Genomic DNA, 14,218 nt, shown 5'->3' with positions numbered 1-14,218 from the left:
ATATGTTTGAAGTTGTTGATAGCAAGTCGCAAAATGCCATCATAAAAGTCATTGGTGTCGGTGGCTGCGGCGGAAATGCTATTGATCATATGATCGATAAGAATTTAACAGGTGTTGAATTTATCTGTGCCAATACTGATATGCAAGCTCTGAAAAAAAGTCGGGCAAGCCATATATTGCAGATTGGTCAGGAGATGACCAAAGGCTTAGGCGCTGGTGCCAAGCCTGAAATTGGAAAGCAAGCTGCTATTGATGATAAAGAAAAAATTATTAGCTCTATTAAAGGTGCTGATATGTTGTTTATCACAGCAGGGATGGGAGGGGGAACTGGGACAGGGGCTGCACCTGTAATTGCTCAGATTGCAAAAGAATTAGGTATTTTAACTATTGCAGTTGTGACTAAACCTTTTTTATTTGAAGGTAAAAGAACAGCTATTGCTACTGACGGTATTAATGAATTAGTTCAGCATGTAGATTCCCTAATTGTCATTCCAAATGAAAAATTAATGGAAGTTTTAGGGGAGAACATACCATTCTTAGAAGCCTTTAATGCAGCAAATGATGTTCTACATAATGCAGTTTCAGGTATTTCAGAAATTATTAATAGCCCAGGGTTGGTGAATGTTGACTTCGCTGACGTTAAGACTGTTATGGGTGAAATGGGAATGGCGATGATTGGTTCTGGAGTTGCACAAGGCGATCATCGTGCATATAAAGCATCTCAAGCTGCAGTTGCAAGTCCTCTTTTAGAAGATGTGAATTTAGTAAATGCCCGAGGTGTACTAGTAAATATCTCTGCAAGTAGTAAATTTACACTTAAGGAGTACCATGAAGTTATGGAAACGATTAAGCAGTTTGCTGCTATCGATTCCACAGTGATCGTTGGTAACGTTATTGACGAAGCAATGGGTGATTCTATTCGAGTGACTGTTGTAGCGACAGGACTAGCTCAAAACGTAAAACAAAGAATGCCCCGTATTGAACCCAGATCTATCATGCAAAATAAACAAAGCCCAGCCCAAGAAGAGCCCTCTCTAGATGATGAACCAGATGTATTCAGCTCTAATGAAAATAGGGCCCAAGTTGAAATTATGAAAATGTCAGGTATGGAGGAATATGATATTCCTGCATTCTTAAGAAAAAAAGGCGAGTAAGCGCTCAATGATTAAACAAAGAACTATTCAAAAGTCAGTGCAGACTTCTGGTGTCGGTCTTCATAATGGTGAAAAAGTGACCATGACTTTAAAGCCCGCCGAAGTGGATAAAGGGATTGTCTTTAGAAGGGTTGATCAAAAGAAAATTTATGAGGTTAAAGTAAGTCCTGAGGCTATTAAAGATACCAAAATGTGTTCAGCTATTGGTCAAGATACTTCGCGTGTAGCTACCGTTGAGCATTTAATGTCTGCATTATCAGCAACTGGTATCGATAATATTATTATTGAACTGAATGGATCCGAAGTGCCTATTATGGACGGAAGCTCCATACCATTTATCTACCTTCTTCAAAAAGCGAAGATCAAAGAGCAAGATGCCGCGAAAAAATTTGTTTTAATTAATGATGTAATTGAAGTAAAAGATAAAGATAAGTGGGCGAGGTTTGAGCCTTACGATGGATTTAAAGTTGATTTTACAATCGATTTTCCTCATCCTGTTTTTGACGCATCGACTAATAAAGTTGCTTTGGATTTTTATGATGAATCCTATATCACAGAAATTAGTCGTGCACGCACATTTGGATTTATGCAGGAAGTTGAGTACTTAAGATCTAATGGTTTAGCTAGAGGTGGGTCACTCGATAATGCGATTGTCTTAGATGAGTACAAAATTATTAATAAAGACGGATTACGTTACAACGATGAATTTGTGCGACATAAAATACTCGATGCCGTAGGTGATCTATATATGCTAGGTTATTCAATTATAGGTAATTTCAAAGCATACAAATCTGGCCATGAATTAAATAACAAATTATTGCTTGCACTACTTGCCAATAAGAAATGTTGGAGATTAACAACATTAGATATCCATGATCCTAAGACCTCTAATTTAGCAACACGTTATACCAATTCTAAGAATGGAATTTTAAATCAAGAAATGGCGGGAGTTTACCAATGAACATTTTAAGGCTTTTGATATTCATATTGCTTGCAGTATTAGTTGCATTTACATTTTTATATCTAAACACAAAGAATAAAAAATATATAAAGTATTTAAAACTTACTACAAATATCACATTAGTTCTAATCCTTATATTTATTTTAAGATTGCTCTAATTTCCAAGTGACTAAATCTAAAAAAACGATTGCAATTTTTGGAGCATCAGGATTTTTAGGATCTAGCATTGTTTTAGCTCTTAGCCAATCTAATCACAATCTAAAATTGTTTTCCCGAAACAAAGAAAAAATTAAATTATGGACAGTCAATCCACACGTTCAAATATTTAACTTAGATCTTAATAATCTTACACAAATAAAAAAAGATTTAAAAAAGACAGATGTCATAATTAATCTCTTAGGCATACTTCATCAGACTAAAAAAGAGTCTTTTGACAACATTCATCATATTTGGCCAAGTCATTTGGCTAAAGTAATGAAAGATTTAGGTATTAAGCGATTGCTTCATGTAAGCGCGCTAGGTGCAAGTGTCAAGGCTCCTAGTTTGTATCTTAAATCTAAAGCTCTAGGGGAGTCTGAATTACTCAAACAAATAGATTTAGACTTAACTATATTAAGGCCTTCTATTATCTTTGGAGCAAAAGATAACTTTATTAATATGTTTAAAATTCTAGTTAAATGGCTGCCAGCAATAGTTCTCCTGTCCCCTAATTCTAAATTTCAACCCATTTTTATTGATGATGTGTCAAAGATTTTAATTAAGACACTTTTTGATAAAACTACATATGGAAAAATGTACGATCTAGGAGGGCCCGATGTTTATTCGCTCAAAGATATCATTCGGCTTATTATTCGATCAGAAAAGTTAACACGGATAATCATCCCACTTAACAGAAGTCTTTCATATCTATTCGCTTTCATTATGGAAATGATGCCAATTAAGATATTAACTCGCGATAATTGGAGATCTATGGAAGTTGATAATGTAGTGAATACACAACGTGAAATCTCCCACCGATATTCCCTCGAGCGTCTAGAGCATTACCTATCTAGTAAGAAAAGTATATCTCCAGTGCGCTCCAAGTATGATTTTTATAGAACCAAATCTGGCAGATAAATGAAAATATATCTCGTAGGCGGCGCAGTTCGAGATCAAATCATGGGTTTATCAGTTAAAGATAAGGACTATGTAGTCGTAGGCTCTTCTTCTGAAGAAATGCTGAAATTAGGCTATAAACCTGTAGGTAAAGATTTTCCAGTTTTTCTTCATCCAAAAACACATCAAGAGTTCGCTCTGGCCAGAACAGAGCGTAAGGTTTCAAAAGGGTATAAGGGTTTTAAAGTTTACGCCTCCAAAGAAGTAACGCTAGAAGAAGATCTGCAACGAAGAGATCTTACAATCAATGCAATAGCAAAAGATAAAAAAGGAAAAATTTTTGATCCCTTTGGCGGCATAAAAGATATTAAAAATAAAGTTCTACGACATGTGAGCTCTGCATTTGTAGAAGATCCAATTCGAGTGTTTCGCATTGCTCGATTTTCTGCTCGATTTCACAAGTTTAAAATTCACCCTAAGACAGAAGCTCTTCTCAAGCAGATTGTAAAAAATAAAGAAATCGAAACTGTTGCCTCCGAGAGAGTCTGGCATGAACTTTCAGTGGGATTTACAGAAAAAAAATCCTATTTGATGTTTGAAGTGCTTAATCGATGCGGTGCGCTTAAATTATTACTACCAGAATTAGATTATCCAAAAAATAAAAACTCTATTAAAAGAAGTTTAGAATATGCAGCCAAATACAAATACTCGACCAATATTAGAGCGGCTATATTTTTTATGCATACTTACCCTTTAAAAGTAGGTATTAAATGCAATGAGAAAATTTACATAAGACTTTCTGTACCTAATGCTGTTAAAAAAATAGCAGAGAAGTTAGTATTTAATCTATCCGACTTAAGGCAATTTAAAAAACTTAAGCCACAACAAGTTTTAGATTTGATCTATAAAATGGATTTATTTAGGAATCCGGAAATCCTCCCAGACATAATGCGAATTTTTGAGGCTTATATTGAAGGTCAGCTAGGCCGGAAAAATGCCCAAACTACTTTAAAAGCCTTTCAAAAGTATTTAAAACATCTTAACAAATTAAATCTTAGTGCAATTAGCCAAAATAAACGAGGTGTCGATATTAAGGCTGCTATTTATGAGGCGCGACTCAAATTACTAGCCAAGCTTATCTAGTTTGCTGGTTAAGATGAGTAATTTTTGTAATTCGTTTATTTACAAAAACTGTTTTTTTATTTTGTCTTGAGACTAAGACAGTCTTCATACCGATCTTGTGAGCTGTTTTTAAATTAGCTAGATCATCTTCTACCATAGTGCATTGATGAGGCTTCTCCCCGAGGTGCCTTAAAATTTTCCTAAAAGCATAGAGAGAAGGTTTTGGATTATATTTCGTTGATTCAATACTGTAGACTGCCGAAAAATACCTTTCAATTTTTAGAGATTTAATAATTGCGATCGCATAATGAAGTGGTGCATTTGTAAAAACTATTTTTTTCCCCTTGAGTTTTTTTAAAGTATTTTTTAAGGCGTGAGATTGCTTGACGAATTTAGAAAGCTCATGCACATCGTGTGTTTTGAGTAAAAATTCTTTTGGATCTACATCATGATTTTTCATGAGCCCCTTTAATGTAGCACCATAGACTTTCCAGTATTGGTCGCGTAGTTCATGCGCAGCATCATTGCTAATATTAAGCTTTTGACTTACATAAGCAGTCATAGATTGATTAATGTATGGAAATATTTTAGAACTTGCGTCGTGAAGCGTATCGTCTAGATCGAAAATCCAAATTTTGGACAATTATTTTGCCTTAATTAAAGTTCCCACACCGTCGTCAGTTAATACCTCTAATAAAAGTGCGTGTTGCACTCTCCCATCAATAATATGCACACTTCTAACACCGCTTCTTGCAGCATCAAGTGCTGAACTTATTTTAGGTAGCATACCACCTGATAGTGTCCCATCTTCTACAAGCTTATCTATCTCATTTGGTGTTAGTCCTGTGAGGAGTGAACCTTTTTTGTCTAGTACGCCAGGTGTATTTGTTAGTAAGATTAATTTTTCAGCATTTAGTACTTCAGATAATTTTCCCGCGACTAGATCGGCATTAATATTGTAAGTTTCACCATTAGCTCCTACACCAATCGGGGCTATGACAGGAATAAAATCTCCATCATCTAAAAAATTAATAATACTAGGGTTGATGGATGCTATTTCACCTACGTGACCAAGATCGATTGTTTTTTTGGGGTCTGTCTCATCTTGCACTAGGAGTTTTTTAGCGTGAATAAAGTTTCCATCTTGGCCTGTGAGGCCCACAGCTTTTCCACCATGTCTATTAATGAGATTTACAATCTCCTTATTCACCTGGCCACCTAAAACCATTTCTACAATATCCATGGTTTCAGTGTCGGTTACCCTCATGCCTTGTATAAACTCACCTTTTTTACCAAGTTTATCCAGGTGCTCATTTATTTGTGGACCACCACCATGAATAACAACAGGGTTCATACCAACTAATTTTAAAAGTACAACGTCGCTAGCAAATGATTGTTTTAAATTTTCGTCGATCATGGCATTACCGCCGTACTTAATAACGATAGTTTTACCAAAGAATTTTTTGATGTACGGCAAAGCCTCACTTAATATTTTGGCTTTGTGTTCTGGTTGAATATTTTGACTCATTTTTATGCCTATAGTTTTTTAAAGATTTTAAAGCTTTTTAATAAAAAATTTTGAATTTCTTTGTGGCAAATAAGACTCTATTCTTTTTTTAGGAAGCTTTCGAATATTTTCTTCTTTAAAGCCCTTCTCAACGAACCAATGTTCAGTTCTTGTTGTTAAGGCAAAGAGATATTTGTAATTTTTCTCTTGCGCAATTTCTTCGCAGTAATTATATAGCTTTGAGCCAAAACCTTTAGACTGGTAATTTTTGTTAATAGCAAAACATGCAAATTCAACATGGTCGTCATAAGGATATAAAGCTGCACACCCGATAATTTTATTATCATGCTCGATCACGAAAAAGTTTTCTATCTCATGATCAATTCTCTCCTTACCTCTTTTAATAAGATACCCCCCAGCCTCCAGCGGATTAATAAGTTTATGGATGCCTTTAACGTCGTTATGTGAAGCAGGCCTAATAGCGTCCAGGGCTTTTTCGGTGATAACTGTTCCTACACCATCATCTGTAAATAATTCTTGTAGAATTGCACCATCAATATGCCTATTAATGAGATGAATTTTATTTATACCTGCTTCAGAAGCTTTAATAGCAATATCTAGAAGATCTAGGTCATTAGAGTTAATGTTAATGAGCTCATGTTTTTTTGGATAGTTTTTTGAAATGCTTTTATAAAGATTAATTGCCTTTTCTAACGTCATCTCGTGCAGAAGTTCATTTCTTAGATTAAAAATACCATCAGAATCTATGAGAAGAATAAGTTTATCCGCTTCTAAAGCGATAGAGGTTTTAAGCGCCACATCTTCCATTGTCAGATTAAATACTTCACCTGTAGGTGAATAACCAATCGGTGAGATCACTACCAACTCTTTATTATCCAATTTTTTCTTGATGGCAGCGCTGTCAATTTTCCTTACCTCCCCTGTATGTTGCATGTCGATACCATCGATTACACCTAAAGGTTTTGCAGTAATAAAATTTCCGCTAGAGACTTTAATATCACTCCCTGCCATAGGCGAGTTTAAAAGACTTGATGAAAGTGTAGATTCAATATTGATTTTAATGAGGCCATTAGCTTCTTTAACTGCTTCCATACTTAAATCGTCAGTGACCCGAACATTTCTTACAAGTTGGGTTGAAATTTTTTTCTCTTTAAGTCTTTGATCAATTTGAGGTCTTGCGCCATGAACGAGAATAATTTTGACGTTTAAGCAAGTTAATAAATTAATGTCATGGGAGAGTGCCGTAAATTGATCCTCATCGAGAAGCTCTCCGCCGAAAGCGATGACAAATGTTTTATTGCTAAAAGTGTTGATATACGGAGCTGCTAATCTAAACCATCTTGCAAATGTTTGGCTGTCCAGTTTTTGAATGGGATTTGCAGGAGCGTTATTTTGAAAAAGACTAGAGGGCGCGCAATTAAGTGCTTCACATATTTTTAATAATTGCGCCTCACCGATGTTTTGCTCGCCCCTTTCTATTCTAGAAAGATTTCCGGGGTCGCTCGCAATTTTTTTTGCTAAGGTCTGCAGGGTTAGCCCTAAAGACCTCCTTCTTTTTCTGATTGCTTCGCCAAGAGACATAGGTGACTAATTTGTTTAAAATACATATTTTACATGTATTTTTATAAAAATATCAAAATTTTTGCGTTTTATGCAAAATCTCCCCATAAATTTTGCATAATAGAGAGCGCTACGATGGAGGCTGTTTCCGTTCTTAGAATTCTCTTACCAAAATTTACTGGAACAAAGCCGCTCCTTAAAGCCAAATCCATTTCTTTTTCTGAAAAACCGCCCTCAGGCCCCACCATAAAAACAACAGGGGAAGAAGGTTTTTCTAAATGATTAAGATTTTGAGCTTTCGCTGGCGTAAGGATTAATTTCAAACTGTCAGTTGTTTGGTTTTGATTGCTAAGCCATTGGGTTAAATGAGTCGGGCTTGAGATATCCGGAATAAAGCTTCGCCCAGTTTGTTCGCAAGCAGAAATAGCAACCGTTCTCCAGTGCTCAATTTTTTTAACTGCTCTTTCACGATCCAGCTTAATAATAGATCGTTCAGTCAATAGTGGCTGTATGGATTGGATACCAAGCTCAACCGCTTTTTGAATAATCCAGTCCATTTTGTCGCCAGCTGCAAGACCTTGCGCGAGGGTTATTTTTAAGGGCGACTCATGATTCACTTCATACCTATCGATAATCTCAACAGAGGTTTTATGTTTGGATAATTCAATTACTCTTGCGACGTAATCAAAACCATCACCATTAAAGAGCGCAAATTGATCCCCCACCTTTAACCTTAAAACTTTTGTAGCGTGAATATTTGTTTGAGCGCCTAACTCAACGACATGTTTGAGTTCTAGGTTTTCGGAGTGGTAAAATCGATTTTCTTCCATAGTCAATTCTATTAAATAGGTAAGCTATATTAAGGCATAAAACATGGTTAGTTTAAATACTCCACTTTGCGATTTTGGTTGGAAAGCGATCGATTTTAATTTACCGGGGGTCGACGATAACATTTGGACTCTGGAAAAATCAAAAGGGGCTAATGGCTTACTCGTCATGTTTATATGTAATCACTGTCCTTACGTGAAAGCAATTTTACCAAGACTTGTGAGTGATGTTCTGGCGCTAAAAGATCTAGGTATTGAAACGATTGCCATTCAGAGTAATAATTCTGAGAATTACCCTGAGGATTCATTTGAGAACATGAAACTCATTGCAAATCAATTTAACTTTCCTTTTCCTTACGTAATTGATGACAGTCAAGAAATCGCACATTTTTATAATGCTATTTGTACACCTGATTTTTTTGGCTTTAATCGCAATTTAGAGCTGCAATATCGTGGACGCTTCGATGCCACAGGGCGAGGAGAGCCACCCCCTAATAATACGCGTGATTTATATGAGGCAATGCTTCTTGTTGCTAAGACTCAGAAGGGCCCTGTCGATCAAAAGTCGAGTATAGGTTGCTCAATCAAATGGCGAGAATGAAAAGCATTTAGCTCAAATAATCAAGGGGCAAAAAGACCCTATTCACCTTGCTGAAAAGGGCTATTTAAGCAATAATTTAGCTAAAAATTACACTAATTTTTTAACTTTACATTTAGTACGCAGATATTTAAAAATATTTGTAATGCTGTCAATTTCGGGAGGCAATAATGGCAACACGTCAAGATTTAGCTAACGCGATTCGTGCGTTATCAATGGATGCAGTTCAAAAAGCAAACTCAGGACACCCAGGCGCACCTATGGGAATGGCTGAAATTGCTGAGGTTTTATGGAATCATCATTTACAACATAACCCTTCTAATCCAAACTGGGCTAATCGTGATCGTTTTATTCTTTCAAATGGCCATGGATCGATGTTGATTTATTCATTGCTTCATCTCACAGGTTACGATTTGCCGATGGACGAAATCAAAACATTCCGTCAACTTCATTCTAAATGTGCAGGTCACCCCGAATACGGTTATGCACCAGGCGTAGAAACAACCACAGGACCTTTAGGTCAGGGCATAAGTAATGCAGTAGGTTTTGCAATGGCAGAAAAATTACTCGCTAACCAATTTAATAAACCTAATCATAAAATTGTAGATCATCATACATATGTATTTTTGGGTGACGGTTGCATGATGGAAGGTGTTTCTCATGAAGCTTCTGCTCTTGCAGGCACATGGGGCCTTGGAAATTTAATTGCATTCTGGGATGACAACGGTATTTCTATCGATGGTCATATCGAAGGTTGGTATACAGACGATACAGCTAAACGGTTTGAATCCTATGGTTGGCATGTAATTCCAAATGTAGATGGCCATGATTTTGAAGCTATTAACAAAGCAGTTGAAGCGGCCAAGAAAATCACAGATAAACCATCATTAATTTGTTGTAAAACTATTATCGGTAAAGGCTCGCCTAACAAATCTGGATCGCATGATTGTCATGGGTCAGCATTAGGTGATGCTGAAGTAGCTGCTACAAGAGAAGCTATTGGTTGGAAGCACGATCCTTTTGTAATTCCTGAAGACGTATATGCAGGATGGAGCGGTAAAGATAAAGGCGCTAAAGCTGAAGCAGAATGGAACGATAAATTCGCAGCTTATGAAAAAGAATTCCCAGATTTAGCCGCTGAATTTAAACGTCGTATGAAGGGTGATCTTCCAAAAAATTGGAAGGCATCCACTGATGCCATGATTAAATCAGTAAATGAAAAAGGTGAAGTATTAGCGACACGTAAAGCTTCACAAAACGCTATTGCTGCGCTGGCGCCAATATTGCCAGAATTTGTGGGTGGTTCAGCAGACTTAACAGGATCTAACTTAACAAGCTGTTCGTCATTCCAACACGTAAGCGGCAAAACACCAGGTAATTATATTTCTTATGGTGTACGTGAGTTTGGTATGGCAGCTATTATGAATGGTATGGCGCTTCATGGTGGCGTGCTTCCATTCGGCGGCACTTTCCACATATTCACAGATTACATGAAGAATGGTATGAGAATGGCAGCGCTTATGAAACAGAGGGTAATCTATGTTTTAACACATGACTCAATTGGTCAAGGCGAAGATGGCCCAACACATCAACCGATCGAAACTACATCAGGCCTTCGTTACATTCCTAGAATGGATGTATGGAGACCAGCAGACTCAACTGAAACAGCAGTAGCATGGGTAGTTGCTGTTGAAAGTATCCACAACCCAACGAGCTTAGTTTTAAGCCGACAAAATACTTCATTTACAAAAAGAACTGATGCGCAAATTGATTTAATTCGCAAGGGTGCTTATGTATTAGCAGAAGCGGAAGGCGGTAAGGCAGATGTCATTCTGATAGCAACTGGCTCAGAAGTCGATCTTGCATTGAAGTCACAAGTCGCACTAAAAGAGCAAAATATTAAAGCGCGTATTGTTTCTATGCCATCAACAAATGTATTTGATCGTCAAGATCAGGCATATAAAGATAGCGTATTAACTAAAGGTGTAAAACGTGTATCGATTGAAGCCGGTATTACCGATTTCTGGAGAAAGTATATTGGTCTAGATGGCGCAGCTGTTGGTATTGATACATTTGGTGAGTCAGCACCTGGTGGCGCATTATTTAAACACTTTGGATTTACAGTAGAAAATGTCGTTTCAACTGTTAAATCAATTCTGTAATTTTTATTGAGTAAGTTTAATAAGGCATCTCAAACTTGAGATGCCTTATTTTTTACCAAAGGAAATCTTTATGGCAGTTAAGATAGCAATCACAGGATTTGGAAGAATAGGGCGTTTAATATTAAGAGCGATTTACGAATTAAATCATCAGGATATTAAAGTAGTTGCCATTAATGCTAGTCGCGGTGATGCAGCATCTAATGCACATTTGTTAAAATACGATAGCGCGCATGGAAAATTTAATGCTGATATCAAAACGAATGATCATGAAATTATTATCAATGGCGATATTATCAAATTTTATAGCACAAGAAATCCTGAGGGCTTGCCTTGGGGTAAATTAAATGTAGACGTAGTCATGGAATGCACCGGTGCTTTTACTAGCAAAGAAAAATCGATCATACATGTGAAACAAGGCGCTAAGAAAGTATTGATTTCTTCACCGGGGGATAAGGATGTCGATGCTACTATTGTTTACGGCGTAAATCATCAAACTTTAAAAGCTTCTGACCTTATTGTCTCTAATGCTTCTTGCACAACGCATGGTCTGGCGCCAATGGTAAAACCATTGCATGAAAAACTAGGAATTGTCACAGGACTTATGACAACCATCCACTCATATACAAACGATCAATATTTAAACGACAATCAACATAAAGATCTTAGAAGAGCTCGCTCTGCTGGAGTTTCTATGATTCCCACCAAAACAGGTGCTGCAGAGAGTGTTGCATTAGTGATACCTGAATTAAAAGGTAAACTTGATGGTATTGCGATTAGAGTGCCAACATTAAATGTATCATTAGTAGAGCTTACTTTTACCCCTAAAAAAGCAACAACAAAAGAAGAAGTAAATCGCATTATGAAAGAAGCGGCTAACCAAGGTATATTAAAAGGCATATTAATTTACAATGATGAGCCTTTGGTATCCGTTGATTTTAATCATACAGAAGCTTCATCTCATTTTGATGCTAATCTCACTAAAGTAAGTGAAGACGGATTACTCGTAAAAGTTTTTGGCTGGTATGACAATGAGTGGGGTTTTAGCTGTCGCATGATTGATACAGCTTTAGCTATGATAGCTGCCAAATAATATTTGATTAATGAACATCAAAAGACTAGTCGATTTAAATCTTAAAGATAAAAGAGTTTTTATTCGCTCTGACTTAAATGTCCCTATTCAAGATGGAAAAATTACTTCTCCTAAAAGAATTCTAGCTTCCATTCCGAGTATTACCTTTGCCCTTCAAAAAGGTGCCAGTGTTATGGTGACGTCTCATTTAGGCAGACCTGAAGAAGGAAAATTTAATGACAATGACTCATTAAAACTCGTAGTAGAGTTCCTAAAAAATCATCTTGATTATCCTGTACGCCTTGTTTCGGATTGGGATAGTAAGCCCTTTGATATAACTCCAGGCCAACTAATAGTTTTAGAGAATTGTAGATTTAATATTGGTGAAAAACGTAATGAAGAAGTTTTAGCAAAAAAATATGCTTCACTCGCAGATATTTTTGTCATGGATGCATTCGGAACGGCGCATCGCAAAGAGGCATCAACCTATGGTATTGCGGAATACATAGATATTGCATGTGCAGGTATTTTATTTTTGGCTGAGCTAGAGGCTCTTGAAAAAGCCTTACTAAATCCTTCAAGACCTATGATTGCTATTGTAGGTGGTAGCAAAGTTTCATCTAAGTTAAGTATATTAGATACATTGTCTGACAAAGTTGATCAGCTTATTGTTGGTGGCGGAATTGCAAATACTTTCATCAAGGCAATGGGTTTTGAAGTAGGTAGCTCTATGTATGAAGAAGAGTTAGTCCCTGCAGCAAAAAAAATTATAGATAAACTATCTAAGCGAGGCGCATCTTTACCTGTTATTTCAGATGTAGTTTGTGGTAAAAAATTAGATGCAAATGAAAGAGCGATAACAAAGAATATTAAAGACGTCAGCCAAGATGACATGATCTTTGATCTAGGCAAGGACTCGGTGGATGAAATTGTGAAATGTATTCACAATGCTAAAACTATTATTTGGAACGGTCCCATCGGTGTATTTGAGTTTGATCAGTTCGCAAAAGGCACTGAAACAATGACGAAAGCAATTGCAGATGCGTCTGCATTTTCATTGGCAGGAGGCGGCGACACTATTGCTGCGATTGAAAAATTTAATGTTGCAAATGATATTTCATACGTCTCAACTGCAGGTGGTGCATTTCTAGAGTTTGCAGAAGGAAAAAAACTTCCTGCAATTGAAATCCTAGAAAGAAGATTTTAAATGGCCGAAAATCAATTAATAGCAACATCAATTAAGAGTCTTCCTTTGCTTCATAAAGGAAAAGTGAGAGATATTTATGCGATTGATGATAAACATCTATTGATTGTTACAACAGATCGATTATCTGCGTTTGACGTTGTGATGGCAGAGCCTATTCCATTTAAGGGCTTTGTTCTGACGCAAATGGCTGACTTTTGGTTTAATAAGCTTTCCTTTGTAGTCGCCAATCATTTGTCTGGAATTTCACCAGAAAGCGTTGTAGCTGAAAATGAAGTAATTCAGGTAAAAAATCGTGCCATTGTCGCAAGAAAATTAAAGGCCTTACCTATTGAAGCAATTGTTCGAGGTTATTTATCAGGCAGTGGCTGGAAAGATTATCAAAAAACACAATCACTATGTGGCATAAAACTTCCACAAGGTTTAAAAGAGTCTGCAAAATTAAGTGAGCCTATATTTACACCTTCGAGTAAAGAGGCAGTTGGCAGGCACGATGAAAATATTTCATATGAAGAATGTGAAGCTCGCGTCGGCAAAGATGTTGCATCCAGCATTAAAGAAATTAGTATTAAGCTATACCAAGAAGCTTCAACTTTTGCTCTCACAAAGGGCATTATTATTGCAGATACTAAATTTGAATTCGGTTTAGATGATGAAAATCATTTAGTACTTATTGATGAAATATTAACGCCAGACTCTTCTCGGTTTTGGCCACTAGATCAATATCATGAAGGGGCCTCGCAACCAAGCTTTGATAAGCAATTTATTAGAGACTGGCTAGAAAATAGTGGATGGAATAAAACGCCACCGCCGCCTTCATTACCAGAAGATGTGATTAGAAAAACAAGTGAAAAATATTTGGAAGCCTTTAAAAAACTTACAGGTCAAGACATTAAAAAGTAAATTAAATTAAATAAAATAAAAAAGGCGCCTTAATC

13 protein-coding genes are annotated in these 14,218 nt (G+C 36.5%); 9 read left to right on the top strand and 4 right to left on the bottom strand.

Annotation, left to right across the window (positions count from 1 at the left end):
• Window positions 1-2: 2 nt before the first annotated feature.
• The 4 genes from ftsZ to BN1208_RS05885 all read left to right on the top strand — a co-directional run bounded on the left by ftsZ (window position 3) and on the right by BN1208_RS05885 (window position 4,353).
• Complete coding sequence (gene ftsZ, locus BN1208_RS05900) at window positions 3-1,154, top strand: cell division protein FtsZ (RefSeq protein ID WP_046488754.1); 1,152 nt, start codon at window positions 3-5, stop codon at window positions 1,152-1,154.
• A 7-nt stretch (window positions 1,155-1,161) separates the two neighbouring features.
• Complete coding sequence (gene lpxC, locus BN1208_RS05895) at window positions 1,162-2,115, top strand: UDP-3-O-acyl-N-acetylglucosamine deacetylase (protein WP_046488752.1); 954 nt, start codon at window positions 1,162-1,164, stop codon at window positions 2,113-2,115.
• Window positions 2,116-2,280: 165 nt separating this feature from the next.
• Window positions 2,281-3,231, top strand: a complete 951-nt coding sequence (locus tag BN1208_RS05890) for a complex I NDUFA9 subunit family protein (RefSeq protein WP_052734658.1) — start codon at window positions 2,281-2,283, stop codon at window positions 3,229-3,231.
• Window positions 3,232-4,353, top strand: a complete 1,122-nt coding sequence (locus BN1208_RS05885; RefSeq protein WP_046488751.1) for a tRNA nucleotidyltransferase/poly(A) polymerase-related protein — start codon at window positions 3,232-3,234, stop codon at window positions 4,351-4,353. It begins immediately after the preceding gene.
• Here the strand turns inward: BN1208_RS05885 and BN1208_RS05880 are convergent.
• The 4 genes from BN1208_RS05880 to BN1208_RS05865 all read right to left on the bottom strand — a co-directional run bounded on the left by BN1208_RS05880 (window position 4,346) and on the right by BN1208_RS05865 (window position 8,250).
• On the bottom strand, window positions 4,346-4,975 hold the full coding sequence (locus BN1208_RS05880) for a pyrimidine 5'-nucleotidase (protein WP_046488749.1): 630 nt from the start codon (window positions 4,973-4,975) through the stop codon (window positions 4,346-4,348). The genes BN1208_RS05885 and BN1208_RS05880 overlap by 8 nt on opposite strands.
• Complete coding sequence (gene argB / locus BN1208_RS05875) at window positions 4,976-5,860, bottom strand: acetylglutamate kinase (RefSeq protein ID WP_046488747.1); 885 nt, start codon at window positions 5,858-5,860, stop codon at window positions 4,976-4,978. It abuts the gene before it with no gap.
• Between the two features lie 27 nt (window positions 5,861-5,887).
• Window positions 5,888-7,441, bottom strand: a complete 1,554-nt coding sequence (gene argA, locus BN1208_RS05870; RefSeq protein ID WP_046488746.1) for an amino-acid N-acetyltransferase — start codon at window positions 7,439-7,441, stop codon at window positions 5,888-5,890.
• Between the two features lie 68 nt (window positions 7,442-7,509).
• On the bottom strand, window positions 7,510-8,250 hold the full coding sequence (locus BN1208_RS05865) for a 16S rRNA (uracil(1498)-N(3))-methyltransferase (RefSeq protein ID WP_046488744.1): 741 nt from the start codon (window positions 8,248-8,250) through the stop codon (window positions 7,510-7,512).
• A gap of 43 nt (window positions 8,251-8,293) precedes the next feature.
• On the opposite strand from BN1208_RS05865, the gene BN1208_RS05860 reads away from it, so the two are divergent.
• The 5 genes from BN1208_RS05860 to BN1208_RS05840 all read left to right on the top strand — a co-directional run bounded on the left by BN1208_RS05860 (window position 8,294) and on the right by BN1208_RS05840 (window position 14,183).
• Window positions 8,294-8,848, top strand: coding sequence for a thioredoxin family protein (locus BN1208_RS05860; RefSeq protein ID WP_046488742.1), 555 nt, complete (start codon window positions 8,294-8,296; stop codon window positions 8,846-8,848).
• A 167-nt stretch (window positions 8,849-9,015) separates the two neighbouring features.
• Window positions 9,016-11,007, top strand: coding sequence for a transketolase (tkt, locus tag BN1208_RS05855; protein ID WP_046488740.1), 1,992 nt, complete (start codon window positions 9,016-9,018; stop codon window positions 11,005-11,007).
• 70 nt (window positions 11,008-11,077) lie between these two features.
• Window positions 11,078-12,097, top strand: a complete 1,020-nt coding sequence (gene gap, locus BN1208_RS05850) for a type I glyceraldehyde-3-phosphate dehydrogenase (protein ID WP_046489378.1) — start codon at window positions 11,078-11,080, stop codon at window positions 12,095-12,097.
• A gap of 10 nt (window positions 12,098-12,107) precedes the next feature.
• The gene (locus tag BN1208_RS05845; RefSeq protein ID WP_046488738.1) at window positions 12,108-13,283 is read left to right on the top strand and encodes a phosphoglycerate kinase; all 1,176 of its coding nucleotides are present in this window, start codon (window positions 12,108-12,110) and stop codon (window positions 13,281-13,283) included.
• On the top strand, window positions 13,284-14,183 hold the full coding sequence (locus tag BN1208_RS05840; RefSeq protein ID WP_046488736.1) for a phosphoribosylaminoimidazolesuccinocarboxamide synthase: 900 nt from the start codon (window positions 13,284-13,286) through the stop codon (window positions 14,181-14,183). It abuts the gene before it with no gap.
• The last annotated feature ends 35 nt before the right edge of the window (window positions 14,184-14,218 follow it).

Origin of the sequence: Candidatus Methylopumilus planktonicus (assembly GCF_000981505.1) — a bacterium.
Lineage (GTDB): Bacteria > Pseudomonadota > Gammaproteobacteria > Burkholderiales > Methylophilaceae > Methylopumilus > Methylopumilus planktonicus.
Note: the sequence above shows the minus strand (reverse complement) of the source record. Positions and strands in the feature narration are given on the sequence as shown.